Origin of the sequence: Paenibacillus sp. CECT 9249, from assembly GCF_918697855.1 — a bacterium.
Lineage (GTDB): Bacteria > Bacillota > Bacilli > Paenibacillales > Paenibacillaceae > MSJ-34.
The window spans coordinates 16,995-33,436 of record NZ_CAKKLI010000002.1; the positions used below are offsets into that span (position 1 = coordinate 16,995).

Annotated in this window: 16 protein-coding genes; 6 read left to right on the plus strand and 10 right to left on the minus strand. The window is 52.3% G+C overall.

From position 1 onward, the window contains the following. Positions 1–236: 236 nt before the first annotated feature. From LQ229_RS02100 to LQ229_RS02130, 7 genes are all read right to left on the minus strand, one after another. Positions 237–701 (minus strand): DUF420 domain-containing protein, encoded by a 465-nt coding sequence (locus tag LQ229_RS02100; protein WP_216536784.1) that lies wholly within the window; start codon positions 699–701, stop codon positions 237–239. Positions 702–730: 29 nt separating this feature from the next. Next, positions 731–1,639 (minus strand): cytochrome c oxidase assembly factor CtaG, encoded by a 909-nt coding sequence (ctaG, locus tag LQ229_RS02105; protein WP_216536783.1) that lies wholly within the window; start codon positions 1,637–1,639, stop codon positions 731–733. 88 nt (positions 1,640–1,727) lie between these two features. Beyond that, complete coding sequence (locus tag LQ229_RS02110; RefSeq protein WP_216536782.1) at positions 1,728–2,045, minus strand: cytochrome C oxidase subunit IV family protein; 318 nt, start codon at positions 2,043–2,045, stop codon at positions 1,728–1,730. Between the two features lie 3 nt (positions 2,046–2,048). Next, positions 2,049–2,681 (minus strand): cytochrome (ubi)quinol oxidase subunit III, encoded by a 633-nt coding sequence (locus LQ229_RS02115; RefSeq protein WP_230190827.1) that lies wholly within the window; start codon positions 2,679–2,681, stop codon positions 2,049–2,051. Continuing rightward, a complete protein-coding gene (gene ctaD, locus LQ229_RS02120; RefSeq protein WP_216536812.1) occupies positions 2,678–4,528 on the minus strand; it encodes a cytochrome c oxidase subunit I in 1,851 nt (616 codons plus the stop codon). The genes LQ229_RS02115 and ctaD overlap by 4 nt, the downstream gene beginning before the upstream one ends. A 47-nt stretch (positions 4,529–4,575) precedes the next feature. Next, on the minus strand, positions 4,576–5,628 hold the full coding sequence (gene coxB, locus LQ229_RS02125) for a cytochrome c oxidase subunit II (RefSeq protein ID WP_230190828.1): 1,053 nt from the start codon (positions 5,626–5,628) through the stop codon (positions 4,576–4,578). Between the two features lie 437 nt (positions 5,629–6,065). Continuing rightward, a complete protein-coding gene (locus LQ229_RS02130) occupies positions 6,066–6,245 on the minus strand; it encodes a hypothetical protein (RefSeq protein WP_216536779.1) in 180 nt (59 codons plus the stop codon). A gap of 335 nt (positions 6,246–6,580) precedes the next feature. Here LQ229_RS02130 and LQ229_RS02135 point away from each other — a divergent pair, with 335 nt between their 5' ends. From LQ229_RS02135 to mscL, 6 genes are all read left to right on the plus strand, one after another. After that, the gene (locus LQ229_RS02135) at positions 6,581–7,759 is read left to right on the plus strand and encodes an MFS transporter (protein ID WP_216536778.1); all 1,179 of its coding nucleotides are present in this window, start codon (positions 6,581–6,583) and stop codon (positions 7,757–7,759) included. A 52-nt stretch (positions 7,760–7,811) separates the two neighbouring features. Then, positions 7,812–8,138 (plus strand): zinc ribbon domain-containing protein, encoded by a 327-nt coding sequence (locus LQ229_RS02140; RefSeq protein WP_230190829.1) that lies wholly within the window; start codon positions 7,812–7,814, stop codon positions 8,136–8,138. A gap of 284 nt (positions 8,139–8,422) precedes the next feature. Then, the gene (locus LQ229_RS02145; protein ID WP_230190830.1) at positions 8,423–8,683 is read left to right on the plus strand and encodes a transposase; all 261 of its coding nucleotides are present in this window, start codon (positions 8,423–8,425) and stop codon (positions 8,681–8,683) included. Positions 8,684–9,115: 432 nt separating this feature from the next. After that, entirely contained in the window at positions 9,116–9,460 is a 345-nt protein-coding gene (locus tag LQ229_RS02150) for a DUF4870 domain-containing protein (RefSeq protein ID WP_216536775.1), read from the plus strand. Positions 9,461–9,537: 77 nt separating this feature from the next. After that, positions 9,538–10,434 carry a diacylglycerol kinase family protein gene (locus LQ229_RS02155; protein WP_216536774.1) on the plus strand — a complete coding sequence of 299 codons (897 nt, stop codon included), beginning with the start codon at positions 9,538–9,540 and terminating at the stop codon, positions 10,432–10,434. A 60-nt stretch (positions 10,435–10,494) separates the two neighbouring features. Beyond that, positions 10,495–10,968 (plus strand): large conductance mechanosensitive channel protein MscL, encoded by a 474-nt coding sequence (gene mscL, locus LQ229_RS02160; RefSeq protein WP_216536773.1) that lies wholly within the window; start codon positions 10,495–10,497, stop codon positions 10,966–10,968. A gap of 42 nt (positions 10,969–11,010) precedes the next feature. On the opposite strand, the gene LQ229_RS02165 is transcribed toward mscL, so the two are convergent. The 3 genes from LQ229_RS02165 to LQ229_RS02175 form a co-directional block, all read right to left on the minus strand. Then, the gene (locus tag LQ229_RS02165) at positions 11,011–11,808 is read right to left on the minus strand and encodes a TrmB family transcriptional regulator (RefSeq protein ID WP_216536772.1); all 798 of its coding nucleotides are present in this window, start codon (positions 11,806–11,808) and stop codon (positions 11,011–11,013) included. 412 nt (positions 11,809–12,220) lie between these two features. Next, entirely contained in the window at positions 12,221–14,299 is a 2,079-nt protein-coding gene (locus LQ229_RS02170; RefSeq protein WP_230190831.1) for an amylo-alpha-1,6-glucosidase, read from the minus strand. Next, positions 14,280–16,427 (minus strand): glycoside hydrolase family 3 N-terminal domain-containing protein, encoded by a 2,148-nt coding sequence (locus LQ229_RS02175; protein ID WP_230190832.1) that lies wholly within the window; start codon positions 16,425–16,427, stop codon positions 14,280–14,282. The genes LQ229_RS02170 and LQ229_RS02175 overlap by 20 nt, the downstream gene beginning before the upstream one ends. Positions 16,428–16,442: the final 15 nt, after the last annotated feature.

Consider the following 16,442-nt stretch of genomic DNA (forward strand, 5'->3'; position numbering starts at 1 on the left):
ACTCATTTCGCCTTCTATCGAAATCCCTCTCCCTCAGAAAAGCGGGCCGATCAATGGAATGTGAGGGTAACGACGGTCCGGGCCTCTCAATGATAAAAGTTGGCACACTGAACTAGGGGGATATCGACAGAAGGCGGGAAATGGAGCAGTATGACACAACGCATAAAAACAAAATCGCCTTATTTACGAATTTTCATTCGCAAATAAGGCGATTTCATTTCCTAACTAAGGCAAGCCTACAATCCGAAAATGGCGTCGATCATCGGTTTCGTATGCCCGCCCGGATAGAGAACGTACAGCAAAGTGTACACCATGACGCCGGTAATTGCCGAACCGAACCAGATGACGGCCGTCACCCTGCCCCATTTGCGGTGTTTGGCGAACCGTTTTTTAAATGCCAGGACCAATGTCGTCAAGCCGAATACAGCCGCGATCGTCGCCAGCGTAATATGGAAAAACAAGAAAATATGATAGTACAGCTTCAAATTTTCGGGACCGCCCCATGACGTATTGCCGACGAAGATCGTCCTCGACATATAAATGACGAAAAAGACGATCGCCGCAATAGCTGCTGCAATCATCGTCTTCTGATGCGCTTCGCGCCTGCCCTTTACGATCAGGACCCATCCGATCGCCACGAGTATGGCGCTAATCACGATAAACGACGTGCTGATCGTCGGAAAGATCGTATACAAATCCATCTGTTTCCCCATCCTTTCCCGATGCCGTTCTATGCTTTGTTTAATTGACCGGTTTCCGGTATCACATCCATGATATCATCGTCTTTGCTCTCGCGCTTGAACCAATGAATAAAGACATAGGCAAGCACCGAGCCGTTGACGAATTCCTGTATTAATTTCATTGCAATTCCGCCGATCTGCTGGTCCTCCAGCGGCGTGAACAAGTTGAAAAATGCCGGTCCCTCATACAGCTCCAGCAATACCGCCGGGTCTCCCGAGAAACAGTAGCCCATCGCCTGCGACCATATCTCCGGATCGTTATAGGTCGCATATACCGGGGCGCCCGCGAAAATAATCAACCCGCATGCTGGCGTAATTAATACGCTGTTCAAGAAGATATAGCCCATCTTCTTGACGTCGGACATATTGTTCCATTCCGGTACCGGACATAGAAGCGGCCACCACATCATCATGGACGTGATAAACAAGGCGATATAATAGAGCCGATGCACCGTAAAGTTTAGCATCACGTAATCGTGAACGGCCGGTACGTGATAGAGCGAGAATAAGACGTTAAACAAAACGGCCGCAAAAATCGGATTCATGAGAAAACCGAATTTCCGCAACGGATTGTATTTCAATATCGCTCGCCACAACCAGGCCGGCGTCCCCATTAGCAGCAAAGGCGGCGCGATAATGTACGACAGCGCCATCGCCACCATATGGAAGCTGAACATCATATGGCTAAGAAAGCTGATCGGACCCCCTTGCGCCACATATAGCAATACCATTCCGGTGACAAACGATATTTTCTTGGCAAGCGAGATCTTGTCCGAATCGGCAAAGCGATGTCTCATCGGCCCTACCGCCATCAGATATGCGATTGTTGCCAAAAGCATAAAGCCGAGGAACAACGGGCTCCATAAATCAGAGAAGCTAAAATATTCCAAACCAAGCATGAGGTACCTCCTATCCGATCAGCTTCTTTTTTTCGCAACGATTTGAAAAAAAGAGGGGGCATCTTGTCGAAGCCCTCCTCTTCCCATTTTACCACCAAACCCAGTAGATTGCCATAATGATGCATGTGAAGGCGATGACCGCCCCGCCGAAGATGAATATGATCGGCATCAGGTGACCGCGGTCTTTCATATGCATCCAGTAAGCCATCTGGATGACCACTTGCAGCACGGCCATGACCAGCAAAATGATAATCGTAAATGTCGCATTGACTTCAAGCGCCGCAACCGCCGCGAATGCAATCAGCGTTAAGACGATCGAGAAGATGAACGCGACGATATGCTTTTGGGGACCTTCATGCCTATGCCGGTGTTGGGATTGTTTCGGAGCGGCTTGATCCGTTGTCATCGATTACCCCACCTTTCCCATCAAGTAAACAACCGTAAAGATGAAAACCCAAACGACGTCGATAAAGTGCCAGTAAATGGCCGCCACATATACTTTCGGAGCTGTAACGAAATTCAAGCCTTTGCGGAATAACTGCGCGATCAGCAAGGAGATCCATACGATCCCGAACGCCACGTGCGCCCCGTGAAAACCGACTAGCGTATAGAACGAAGAACTGAATGCGCTCGTCGTAAACTTATGACCTTCATGGACGTATTCAACGAACTCGTAAATTTCCAAACCGAGAAACGCTAATCCTAATATAACCGTAACGATCAACCAATTGAGCATCGACTTGACGCGATAACGATGCATCGCCTGAATCGCGAATACGCTGGTCAAGCTGCTGACCAAGAGAATCATCGTTGCGGCGAAGACCATAGGCAATTGAAACAATTCGCTTGCGGCCTTCCCGTCGGCGATTTCGTTGCGAAGCGCCAGAAACGTCGCGAACAGCGTACCGAACAGGACCGTCTCTCCGCCAAGGAAGAGCCAAAATCCGAGAACCTTATTGCGTCCTTCCAAGGTCGCCTTTTCCGGTTCTTGCGGCCAATTGCTCTCGTTAAACTCTACTTGGTGTTCTGCGTGCGCGCTCATGCTTTAACCCCCTTGTCGTTCAGTTCATCCGGCTCGATATGCCAGCCGTGATCGTCCACGATCGAACGGGCGGCCATGCTTGCGAACGTAATCACCAAACCGATGATGGCAACGATGTAATTGTTGAACAACATGCCGACAAAAGCGTTGCCGAACGTATCTTTGGCGAACATAAAGCCGAAACCTGCGATAAACAGACCGACCGACATCAAGAAAGGCAAGATGGAGGCGGACGGCATATGAATCGGTCCAACCGGCTCGGCAGGCGTCATTTCCTTATTGCCGGCCATTTTTTCTTTCCAATAAGCGTCATATCCGCGAACGAGCGGAGTTTGTTTAAAGTTGTATTCCGGCGGCGGCGAAGGAATCGTCCATTCGATCGTACGCCCGTCTTGCCACGGATCGGCAGGAACTTCGCCGCGTTTCTTCGCGGATACGACGATGTTCAGCAGGAAGAAAATCGTACCTACGCCCATCAGGAACGCTCCGATCGAACTGATCAAGTTCATCGTGTCGAATCCTTGGTTCGGCAAATAAGTAAATACGCGGCGCGGCATTCCGATCAATCCAAGGAAATGCTGCACGAAGAAAGTGAGATGGAAACCGATATAGAACGTGACAAATGTTAATTTGCCCAACGTCTCGTTCAGCATCCGTCCGAACATTTTCGGCCACCAGTAATGGAAACCGGAGAACAAACCGAGTATCAAGCCGCCGACGATAACGTAGTGGAAATGCGCGACGACGAAATACGTATCGTGATACTGATAGTCGGCCGGCGCGGCAGCGAGCATAACACCGGTTACTCCGCCCATAACGAAAGTCGGAATAAATCCGATCGCGAACAAGCTTGCCGTATTAAATGTAATTTGCCCGCCCCACATCGTAAAAATCCAGTTGAAAATCTTGATCCCGGTCGGGATCGCAATCAACATCGTAGCGACGGCGAACAAAGCATTGGCGATAGGCCCTAAACCGACGGCAAACATGTGGTGCGCCCATACCATGAAGCCCAAGAAGCCGATCAGCATGGTTGCGAATACCATCGAGCTGTAGCCGAACAACCGCTTTCTGGAGAACGTGCTGATGACTTCGGAAATAATACCGAATGCCGGCAAAATCAAAATGTAAACTTCAGGGTGTCCGAAGATCCAGAAAATATGCTGCCATAAAATCGGGTTCCCCCCGTTGGCAACTTCGAAGAAGTTCGCTCCGAACAATCTGTCGAACGTCAGCAAGACCAGTCCGACAGTAACGGCCGGGAATGCGAACAATATAAGCGCGGACGTAATAAACGCCGTCCATGTAAACATCGGCATACGCATAAACGTCATGCCAGGCGCGCGCATCGTTATAATCGTCGCCAGGAAGTTAATGCCCCCGAGCAACGTACCGATCCCGGCAATCTGCAAGCCGATCGTATAAAAATCTACCCCGTGCGTAGTGCTATATTCGTTCGTTGCAAGCGGAACGTAGGAAGTCCAGCCCGCATCCGGCGCTCCGCCTACGATCCAGCTCAAATTGAGCAGCAAGCCGCCGAAGAAAAACGTCCAAAATCCAAGCGAGTTCAAAAATGGGAACGCAACGTCGCGCGCTCCGATCTGCAACGGTACGATCGCGTTCATTAACGCGAAGATCAGCGGCATCGCCGCCAGAAAAATCATCGTCGTACCGTGCATCGTAATCAATTCGTTAAATACTGCCGCAGAAACGAATTCCATCTTCGGTCCCATAAGCTGGATCCGAATGAGGATGGCTTCTATCCCGCCGATCAGGAAGAATAGACCCCCGGCAATAAGATAAAGAATCCCGATCTTTTTATGGTCTACGGTCGTAATCCAGTCCATTAAACCCCGATACCGTTTCACCGAATGAGCCAAGGTATGTACCCCCTTTATTTCGCGCTGTTTTCATTGTAAGTTAATTTTTGTTCCGCTAAATATTTCGCAATGCCGTCAAGTTCTTCCGGCGTTAGAGGCACCGCTGGCATTTTGTTGCCCGGTTTCACTCTTTGCGGATCGGCGATCCATTCCTTCAAGTTTTGTTCAACCGGTTGTTCCCCGGGACCGGTACCGTTCAACAGTACGCCCGCTACCGCTTCCTTGCTGCCGATGCCCGTAAGGTTAGGGAATGTCGGCGCGCCTTGGTCGCCAATCGCATGGCATGCCAAGCATTGCGATTTGAAAACTTCCCGGATGTGCTCATCTTCCGGCAGAACGGCCGGCGCTTTCATTTCTTCGACCCATTTGCCGAACGCAGCTTCGTCGACCGCTACGACTTTGAAATCCATCAGAGCATGCGAAGGTCCGCACAACTCGGCGCATTTCCCGCGGTAGACGCCGGCTTTCGGCGCTTCAAAATATGCTTTATTAATGTTGCCTTCCGTATTCGTGTCGATTTTCCCCATTAATGAAGGAATCCAGAAGGAATGCAGAACGTCGGCGGTCTTCAATTGAAGAGAAATCCGCTTCGTAGTAGGAACGACAAGCTCCTGGGCCGTGGTCACGCCATATTGCGGATATTCGAATTCCCACCAATATTGATGCGCTGTCACCTTCACTTGAACGGCATTTTCGTCCTTGGAGTGATCCTCGGCGAATTGAAACACGTATTTCACTGTAGGAACCGCTAAAATAATTAAAAGGACAATCGGAATTACGGTCCAAATAATCTCCAGCTTATGATTCCCTTCCACTTGCTCTGGAATTTCGTTTTGCCCTTTGCGTCTCCGGAATCTGAACAATACATAAAAGGTAAGAGCAAAGACGACAACCATTACGAATCCCATGATGGCGATCGACAGTTTTATCAATCCGAATTGCTCTTCCGCTACCGGCCCTTGCGGATTCAAGGCGGACAAATCCGCTCTTCCGCAAGCGGATAGTAATAACGTTAAACCCGCCAACATTGGGAGGAGTCGTTTTACCGCATGCCACCGATTCATCATTAATCAACCCCACTTTTTACGTTTTAGCCAATTGCCAATTTTATGCATAAAAAAAAGGCAATTCACTTGTTAAACACAGAAGTCAAACGTCTTGTCAATTAAGACCATCACGTATAAATATAAATTTCCTTCACCTTTTTGTCAATGTTTTCAAGACAGTTCACAAATTGTTCTCAAAGCTGTCAAAATCGCACCAGCCCTGAATTTGCAAACGCTTACAATAATAGCTTACGCTTTAATCCGTCAATGATGTCAACCGGAAGCTAAAAGCGGCCATCGCAACACAATTGTCACAATTTAGACACTTTATTCCATATTATCGCCGATATGCTTTTCTTTTATTCGAAAACCGCCGTCAACAGCGCGTTGCCGCGCATCGCCGAAAAAAAGCCGCCAATGCGAAAGCGAGCTTCACAAAGACGGCTGTGCAATTATGATCAAGAATCCAATTTCACCAATTCGTTTTCAACAAGGAGAGTCAATTCCTCCTCATACCCTCCCATAATGTGGTACTTGCGGACATATTCCTTGACAAACTTTCTCGGATCCTTAGGTCGGAAAATTCGCGCCATTTCCTTGATACTTTCCTTCACTTCGTTATGTCCTTTCGTTGCCATGAAGATTCCCTCCCAAAGCGTAATCGAGTATGCTCCGTATTAGAGAACGCAGTAAATATTCAACTTTTCCCACATGATGTAAGACAATGCCTGCAGCACCTGTTCGTTACATTATATCATATTCCAGTCAAGTTAAAAACCGCAAAGGACAAATGTAAATATTTGACTTGTTTCATGATATTCCCTCTTTCTTTTTCGAAAACTCTATTCTCTTACTTTCATTACACTTTTGTATAAATAGAATAGGCTAGTGTATAATAATACTAGAAGCTTCCTTATTTATATTGCGTCTACATATTATATCGGCCAACCACATTTATACGAGGAGAGTTTACGTGAAATCGATTCGAAATTTGGGGATAGGAAGAGAGATTTGGCTCTTATCCTTTGTTTTGTTTTTAGTGGAGTTTGCAAGAGGAGCCACTCTGGTCAGTTTCGTCCCAATCTACGGAAAAGAAATATTGATTATTAACGCCACCATGATCGGCGCCGCCATTACCGCGCATTATTTAACCGACACAGGATTGAAAATCGTCATCGGCTACTTGCTCGACCGCTTTTCCATTCGTTTTATCGTCCATTCGGGACTGCTTATTTCGCTTATTGGCATGTTTATGTTCCAGTACGGCTCGAGGCCCGGCCTCTTTATTCTTGCCTCAGCCCTTTACGGCGTCGGAATGTCTCCGATTTGGATCGTTTGCTTGTCGAAAGTATCCCCGGAACGGCGCGCGACGCAGATGGGGTATCTATATACCATTTGGCTGATCGGTATGGGACTCGGCCCTGTCGTGTGCAATCTTCTGATCGACGCGAGCCCGAAGCTGACCTATTGGATTTTGGTGCTGCTGACGCTCGGCGCCTGGTTCCTCTCGATGTTCATTTCCAACGAGAGGCAATCGAGCATCGATACGATTCCGCTGCGCACCCAGCTGCGGATGCTTGGAGAGCGATTGCGCATGATGAGGCCGCTTCTGCCCGGCATGATTTTGCAGACGACCGGCGCAAGCATGATCGTGCCGATCTTGCCGAGTTTCGCCCAAGGATCGCTGGCGCTGACGAGCGGACAATACTCCCTGCTGCTTCTGCTTGGCGGCGCATGCGCCGTCGTCGGGCTTATTCCGATGGGCAAGCTTGCGGACCAGTTCGGTCGCAAATGGTTTCTCGTCATCGGATTCGCGATTTTCGCGTTTGCGCTTTATTCGTTATCGATGCTGCCGTCCTTGCGGCTCACCTTTATATGGGCGATCGTGCTCGGCCTTTCCTACTCGGCCGTTCTGCCCGCATGGAACGCGCTGCTCGCTTCCTACATCCCTCCTTCCCAGAAAGGGCTCGGCTGGGGGCTTTTCTCCACGGTGGAAGGAATCGGCGTCATGATCGGGCCGGTGCTGGGCGGATTTTTGTCGGACATGTATAATGAACAAACGGTCGTTATGATCAGTGCGGTCTTGTTCGGATTGATCGCTCTATTCTATATTCTTTATCCTATAAGATCCTCCAAAGGCGAAGCGCTGTAATAGGCTGCAATTAGGAGTTCGTCTCTTATCCATCTAGCGGAGGGGATGCGGTATGGCTGGAGAGGAGCCATTATACGGAAGCGCAGTTCATTGGATCGGTACCTTTATCGCAGTAAGCGTCGTTTTAGCGATTGTGATCGGCATGATCGCCGTTGTCCGTATGACGGCCGACGATTCGGAGAAGCATCGGGAGTTGAAAAAATATTTCGAAGCGCTGTTCGGAGGAGCTGTGTCGCCCTACGATCCGGAGAAACCGTCGGACCGTACGGCGGCTGCGCCCGCTTCCGCGGAACCGTTCGAAGAAGACTGTCCCGCTTGCGGCGCCGCCGCAACCCACCGCGATGAGCATTGTCCTTCCTGCGGCTTGCGATTGTTCTAAGACTTACAATTTCGGTTGCGGGATGCATGCCAACAATAGCCTTGAGCGTTTCGCGAATACTACCCACGTGAGGCGGATATCCGGAATTAGTGACAGATTCATTGCTTCGAACCGTCATCGGTTTCTTGATGCTGGAATAATGTTGGAACAATGCGGGAAATGGCGTCGGATTGCCGATGAAAATAGTGGCATGCGACCGGGCGCATGATCGCAAGCGGAAAGGGAACCATAGATTAGTAACTTAGCATAAGGAGGTTGCATATATAGATCGCGACGGCAGCGACATGAACCCGATCTCGAAGGAGCGCGTCGAGGTGGACGGCATATACACCAACGAATGGGGAAGAGAGGAGCATCTGCACCGCGGACAGACGTTCCCGGCGGATGTTCAGCTCGGCGTGACGGAATGGGAACTGAAGGAATATATGTTCGACAATCATCATGAAGGACAAACCGATCCAAGACTCGTTCCCAAAGCGGACGACAAAGAGGAAGGCGAAAAACTCGTTCATCCTCGCGGGCATAGGGATCGCCAAGACAAGTAATCATTGCTGCCTTGCCCTGGCGGAGCGCCATCCGCCGGCAAGGTTTTTTTGATGTGTGTTTGCGCGCCTGCAGCAATTTTGTCGCTAACGGATGCAGGAGACGTTATTTGAACAAAATCGAGGCTTTTTAATATGTAACGGAAATGAGGGACCTTATTTGCCGTCATTCGTTCATTTCTCCATACATAATCAACGAATAAGAGCGCTAGGTTCCGTTATAATCCGAGAAGAATGAGCTTTGCCACTTTAAGGTCTTTCAGTTCCGTTACATTTTGAACGCCGCACTCGTGCCTCTATAGTTTGTCGACAATTTCTTACTGTTCGTCAGATTTTGTAAGATTAATGAAAATTGTTCTATCCTTTTCTATGAAGGATATGATTAAATAAAAGTATCTGATTACCAAAATCTACTTATTTAAAGGAGGTTTCCGGATGGAACCCAATATCCCGAGAAAAACGTCTTCCGGACTGGATGAAAATGTGGCGGGACTGCTTTGTTACATTTTGACGTTCGTTACCGGCATCATTTTTGTATTGATTGAAAAAGACAGCAGGTTTGTACGTTTTCATGCATTGCAGTCGATTTTCACCTTTCTCCCGCTCTTTGTCGCTCAAATGATTTTGGCGGGCATTCCTTTCATCGGTTGGATCTTTTCTTCCCTCATCGGACTTCTCATTTTCATTCTATGGATCGTTACGATGATTCAGGCGTTTCAAGGCAAATGGTTTAAATTGCCGCTCGTCGGCGATTTGGTGGAGAAACAGCTGAACAAATAAAAGATTGCGCTCCCGTTCCGTTGTTGTATAATCAATAGCAAATGGCAGAAGAGGAACGACGGCAAGGGGAGAGGCGTTTGTATTTTTTTGTAATTAACCGGCAGGCGGGAAACGGAAACGGCATGCGCGTCTGGCGCAAGATGGAGCGGACGTTGCGGGAGCGGAACATCGAGTACCGCTGCGCGGTAACGGACGTTGCGGAGCAAGCGCGGATGCAGGTGCGGGAAGCGCTCGCCGCCTGGCCGCTGCGCGCGGTCGCAGTGATCGGCGGCGACGGCACGATCCGCAGCGTCTTGCCGGAGCTGAGCGGCAGGGATGTGCCGCTCGCGGTCATTCCGGCGGGATCGGGCAACGATACCGCCCGGGGGTTCGGCATCCCGCGCAAGCCTTTGGCCGCGCTGGAGGTGCTGTTGTCAGGTCGATGCCGGCGCATCGACCTGATCGGCGTTGACGGCGAGCGTTCCGTTACGGCGCTCGCCGTCGGATTTGACGCCGCCGTCGCGGAAGCGGTCAACAACGGCGGCTACAAGAAGTGGTGCAACCGCCTCGGCATCGGGCGGGTTGCGTATATCATCGGAATTATGCATACGCTAATCCGATTTCGTCCCGCCCAGCTCCGGCTCGAGCTCGACGGCGAGCGGACGGCGACGTTCGCCGATGCGTGGATGGCCGCCGTCGCCAACGTCGCAACATATGGCGGCGGCCTTCGCATCTGCCCGCAGGCGCAGCCTGACGACGGCTTGCTCGACGTCTGCGTTGTCCACGGCTGTACGAAATGGCAGCTTCTGCGCCTTTTCCCTACCGTATTGCAAGGCAGGCATACGAAGCTGCCGTATGTGACAATGCTGCGCGCATACGCCGTTTCCGTCTCCTCCGAGTTGCCGCGCATCGCATATGGCGACGGCGAACCTTGCGGCGCAACGCCGCTAAGCGCGCAGGCCGAACCGCAAACGTTGCTCATCGTGACCCCATAGATTTGATTTGACGTGCCGCGGACAGGCCTATACGATAGTAAAGGAGGTAGATTGTGAACTATGAAAATACTCAAAGAATTTAGAGAATTTGCAATACGCGGCAACGTTATCGATTTGGCGGTCGGGGTCATTATCGGCGGGGCGTTCGGGAAAATTGTCACATCGATCGTCAACGACATTATTATGCCGCCAATCGGTAAAGTGTTGGGAGGCTCCAGCTTCGTCGATCTGTTTATCAACTTGGATCCGGACAAGGGCAACTTCGCTTCGCTCGCCAAAGCCCAAGAGGCCGGTGCGGCGGTCATCGCCTACGGCCAATTTATTAATGTAATGCTCGATTTTCTTATTGTTGCGCTCAGCGTGTTTTTGCTAGTGAAGACGATTAATATGCTGAGAAGAAAAGTGATAGCCGAAAAGCCGGCTGAAAAACCAACAACGAAAGACTGTCCTTTCTGTTTGTCCAAAATTCCGGTACAAGCGACGCGCTGCGCTCATTGCACGTCCATTCTCGAAGAGCCTGCCGAAGCGAAATAATTGTCTGTTCGGGCGGTTGCCGTGAGGCAGGCGCCTACTCTATTATTGCAGCTTGAAATATTTCTGATAGATTCGCTCGTAGTTGGCGCCGTACTTCCTTTCAATCTCCGGGCCCATTTCTTGCTCCATCTCGTAAATGACCAAATCATGCGCAAAATTGTTCAGAAGCAGTTCGATCATCGCCGGATGCTCGGTCGCCATCGCTTTCGTCGCTTGTCCTTCGCCGCGCATGCCGATCATGCACCAGCGCCGATCGATGACGAACGAAAATTTGCGCCCGCCGGTCTGCGTCCGCCACGCCCCGTCCCGGCCGTGCACGATCATTTGCTGTGCGAGCCGCAAATCCTCGTCTCCGCCGATGACCGACCACAACACCTTCACACCCCGCTCTTCGGCCGTTTCGAGTTCTTTGCGGAATAGCGAGGCTTCCTCGGTCCATACATCGGCAATAATCTCGAACTGCGCTTTCTCCAGTTCCCGGCGCAAATTATCCATTACTTTCCGATCGCTCTCTATGCTGTAAAATTCCGTCCGATCGTCGCTTCGTTTCGGCATCGACTCCTCTACGATCCGAATCGACTCCTGCATTTTATCGGCTATGCTGCGGGTCAGTTCCTCTACCGGAATCATCGTATATAAAGAAGGCTCGCCTTTGCTGCACATCACGAATCCATGGTCGACCAGCTTCTGCAGCGCCGCGTACACGTTCGAGCGCGATACGCCGAGCCGTTTCGCCACTTCATATCCCGTCATAGCGCCCTGTTCCGCCAGTACAACCAACATCCTCGACTCCATCTCCGTAAATCCTAACACGCGCAAATGCTGCAACAAACGCTCCATTTCTCTGGCTGCCCCTTTCACAGATGCTATCACAACTAACTGTCTGCGATCTCTACTAGTCTCTTAGCCCTATCGTATCAATTTTGCCTAGCTACTGCAACGCGAGATCGAAAAAGCGAATTTTATGTCGATTCCCGGCAAGCGGCTGACTTTTTGCATCCAAGACGGAATTGGTCAGGCGCATGGATACAATCGCATTGGCAGACGCGCTAATTTAAATCTCTTGGCTGCTCGTAAGGGACCGAAGAAAACTATAAGTTACTTGGCGGGAAAAGATCATGCGTGCTGTAAAACACTCGTCGGGCGGGGGATTTCCAACAAGAAGCGGCGTACGCCGACATGAAGCGAAACCGCCCACCGCGCCGGGCAAGCAAAAGGACGGCCCCCCATTAGGCCGCCCTGTACCGTAGCATTATTCCGCTTTATGAATAATCTCGAAGCCGGTCGTATTTCGTACGACCTCCACCTTGACCTCGCTCCCCGCGCCGCCGCCCCGGGAAATGCGAATCGACAGGTGTCCCGCGCCGATGGCGAGACGCTCGACGAACAACTCGTTCAATTGCTCCGGCAATAACGGGTCGATCGCGATCCGTTTCGTCAGCGCGTCCGGATGCAAGCCCAGCATCGCCTGCATGAAGACGACCGACGTTCCCGCCGACCAGGCCTGCGGCGAGCATGTGGTCGGATACGGCACCGGATAGCCGAGCTCCGAGCCGTATCCGCAGAACAGTTCGGGCAAGCGCTGGTACTCGAAATAGGTGGATGCAGCAAGCAAGCCGGAAATCACCTTGCGCGCTTCCTCCCGATACCCCGAGCGGCTCAGCCCGAGCAATATCATGGCATTATCATGCGGCCATACGCTCCCGTTATGATAACTCATCGGGTAATACCCCGCCGCCTCCGCGCTCATCGTCCGAATGCCGTAGCCGTTAAACATATCGTCGGCCGTCAGTCTTTCGGCCGTCCTTGCCGCCCGCGCCGCGCCGGGAAGCCCGGTCATCAGCAAATGCCCCGGGTTCGATGTCACGGACCCGACTTGCCGGCCTTCCTGGTCGAGCGCGAGCGCGTAGAACTGTTCGTCCTCCATCCAGAAATGCCGTTCGAACCGTTCCCGCAATTCCCCGGCTTCCCGCTCCAGCCGATCGGCGAGCGCATCGTCGCCCATCAGCCTGAAGAGCGGCGCCATGCCTTGCTTCGCCATATACACATAGCCTTGCACTTCGGACAAGGCGATCGGCGACAACGCGTACTCGCCCGACCGGTGAACGATCGAGTTGCTCGAATCTTTCCAGCCTTGGTTCGGGAAGCCTTTCTCCGCTTCCTGGTGATAGGCGAGGAAGCCCGATTTCGCCATCGCCGCGTCGATCCATGCCAGGGCCCGCTCGATATTCGGCTTAAGCTCCTCCGCCAGCGACAAATCGCCCGTCCAGCGGAAATATTCGCCGATCAGCACAAGAAACAAAGGCGTAGCGTCCGCCGATCCGTAATAAGGCGAGAACGGCGATTGCTTCGTCGCGACCAGCTCGCCGAACCGGATTTCGTGCATGATTTTCCCCGGCTCTTCATCGCGCCAAGCGTCGACGGCGGTACCTTGATAAGCCGCCAGGGTGCGCAGCGTTCCGCGCACTTTGCCCGGATCGAGCGGAAGCATGAACAAGGATGTAATCAGGCTGTCTCTGCCGAACGGAACCGCGAACCACGGCAAGCCGGCTACCGGCATATCGCCGTATCCGACGTCGGTCATTAACATCCGTAAATCTTGCAAGCCGCGCCGGTACAAGCCGTTAAACGCCTCCGAATCGGATGTCGCCCGAGCCGTCTCCGCGTCCCATCGCCGATAAGAAGCCTCCAATCGTTCCAGCCCCTCTTCGTAGGAGAGCTCGGTTCCCGCTTGTCCGTCCAGCATCGGCGCGACCGTAAAGCATATGCGCTCCGTCTCTTTCGGCTGCAACGTTATAGCAAAGCGGATCAACCCGGAATCGCTCGCTTCCGTTTCCGGTTTGTCCCAACGTATGCGCGTCTCCCTTGCGATGTTGTCCGCGCCGGAATAACGGATCGTCAAGCTTTGCGGCTCCATGCTTCTGCCGGTGATCGAGCCGACTTCCCCCGTCCGATATTTCCGCACCAGAAACATGTCCTGAAAATCGGCATCGAATGCCGCCGAGAAATCGAACGATACCGTTTCCGGGTAATAGCTCGTTAACGCAATTCGCTCGTACAGCACGCCGCCGAATATAAAACGGTCCCGTACCGCTTCAATGGCGCCGACGTCTTTCGTATCCTTCATTAAACGGATCGAAGCGACATAGCTTTGATTCGCCGCCGAGGAAAGCAACGACGGCTTGTCCCCGTCGATCCACACTTCCATCCGGCTCAAAAACCGCGTATCTTTCGTATATAAACCGTGGCCGATTTCATTGTTCCCGGTAATATCCCCATTCCTGTCCGTTAGCAGGAACAAATCGCCTTCTTTAATGACGCTGTAATCCATCGCCTTCCCTCTCCTTCGTATCCATGACTGTGAACTCTCCCTGAAGCCCTTCCCCGGAGTTCGGGCCGATCCATACGAGGAATTTGCCGGGCTCCACCGCAAACTGCAGCCTTTCGTCCAGCATGCCAAGCTCGTTCGGGGTTAACGTAAAGGAGATTCTTTTCGTCTCCCCTTGTTTCAGCAATATTTTACGAAAGCCTTTCAATTCCTTCACCGGTCTTGTCGTACTTCCCACGACGTCGCGAATGTACAATTGAACCACTTCCTCGCCGTCCCGTTCTCCGGTATTGGTTACGTTTGCGGATACATTGACGCTTCCGTCGCGCGCAATTTGCCAGGCATCCAGCCGAAGATCGGCATATTCGAACGTCGTATAGCTTAAACCGTAGCCGAACGGATACAGCGGTTCGTCGCTCACGTCGACATAATCTTCGTAAAGATGCGGTCTTCCCGTATTTTTACGGTTATAGTAAATCGGAATTTGTCCGGTGGAACGCGGGAACGTAACCGGCAGCTTGCCGCTCGGATTGTACTCTCCGATCAGCACGTCGACCAGCGCATTCCCCGCTTGGGTGCCCGGATGCCATGCTTCGACAACGGCGTCCGCATGCTCATGCACCCATTCCACGGCCAGCGGCCGCCCGCTCATCAGCACGACGACGACCGGCGTCCCCGTTTCCCGTTTGATTGCCCGGATCAGCCGTTCCTGGCACTCCGGCAAGCCGATATAGGCCCGGTTATAATGCTCTCCGGTCATATCCTCGCTTTCGCCGACGACGACAACGGCGACATCGCTGTCTCTCGCGGCCGCCACCGCTTCTTCCAGCCCCCGCTCCAACGGCTGTTTCACCTCGGATCCCTTGGCATAAGTCACTTCCGCCAACGGGGCGATTCTGGACCGGAAGGCGTCCAGAACGGTGACAACATCCTCCTTGCGGCCTTTCCACGCCCAGCAGCCCATCGCATTATGGCGGTCGTCGGCCAGCGGGCCGATCAAGCCGATTCGTTTCCGCGCGCCAAGATCTAGCGGCAGCGTTTTGCCTCTATTCTTCAATAGAACGATCGATTTCCGCGCACTGTCCCGCGCCTGTTCCACATGCTCAGGAATCATCATGACGCGCTCCCGCTTCCGAACGTCGACATAAGGATGATCGAATAAGCCCAACCGGTACTTCACCGTCAAAATTCGCAGTACCGCGTCGTCAAGCAATGGAAGCATATCGGGCCGTTCCTGAAAAATCCGCTCCAAATGCTCAAGATATACCCCGGAATGCATGTCCATATCCACCCCGGCGGCAAACCCTTTGCACGCCGCATCCTTGCGGTCTTCCGCATAGCCGTGGTGAATCAATTCTTCAACCGATTCCCAATCGCTGACGACGATGCCGGGATAGTTCCATTCCCCTTTTAAAATCTCTCTGATGAGAAACTTGTTGCCCGAAGCAGGGACGCCGTTCAGATCGGTAAAGGCGGTCATGACCGATAACGCCCCGGCTCGGATTCCTTCGTAAAACGGCGGTAAGACCGTTTCGCGCAGCACTCTTTCGGACATGCCCGTCGTATCGTAATCCCGGCCGCCTTCGACCCAGCCGTAGCCCGCAAAATGCTTGACGCATGCCGCAACGGTAGGATAACCGTTCTCGTCCGGGCTTTGAAAACCTCTTACTCTGGCGGCCGCCGCCTGGTTGGCCAAATATACGTCTTCGCCGGCGCCTTCCGCGATTCTTCCCCAACGCGGTTCGCGCGTCATATCGACCATCGGCGCGAACGTCCAGCGAATGCCTTCGGACGCGGCTTCCGCCGCCGCGATGCGGGCGTTCCGCTCCATCGCCTCCACATCCCAGCTTGCCGCTTCGCCGAGCGGAATGGGGAATATGGTGCGGAACCCGTGAATCACATCGTCCCCGATCAGTAAAGGAATGCCGAGGCGGCTTTCCTCCACTGCGATCCGCTGCAATTCGTTGATCTTCTCCGCGCCGTACACGTTAAGCAGCGATCCGATCTTTCCCTGCTTGATCCATTCGATCTCTTGCGCTTCGCATCGCCCGAACTGCACCGTCTGCCCGATCTTCTCGGTTAACGTCATCCGTTTCAACAACCGCTCTGCCTTTGCTGCATCATTCAACATTGATGTCCTCCCCCC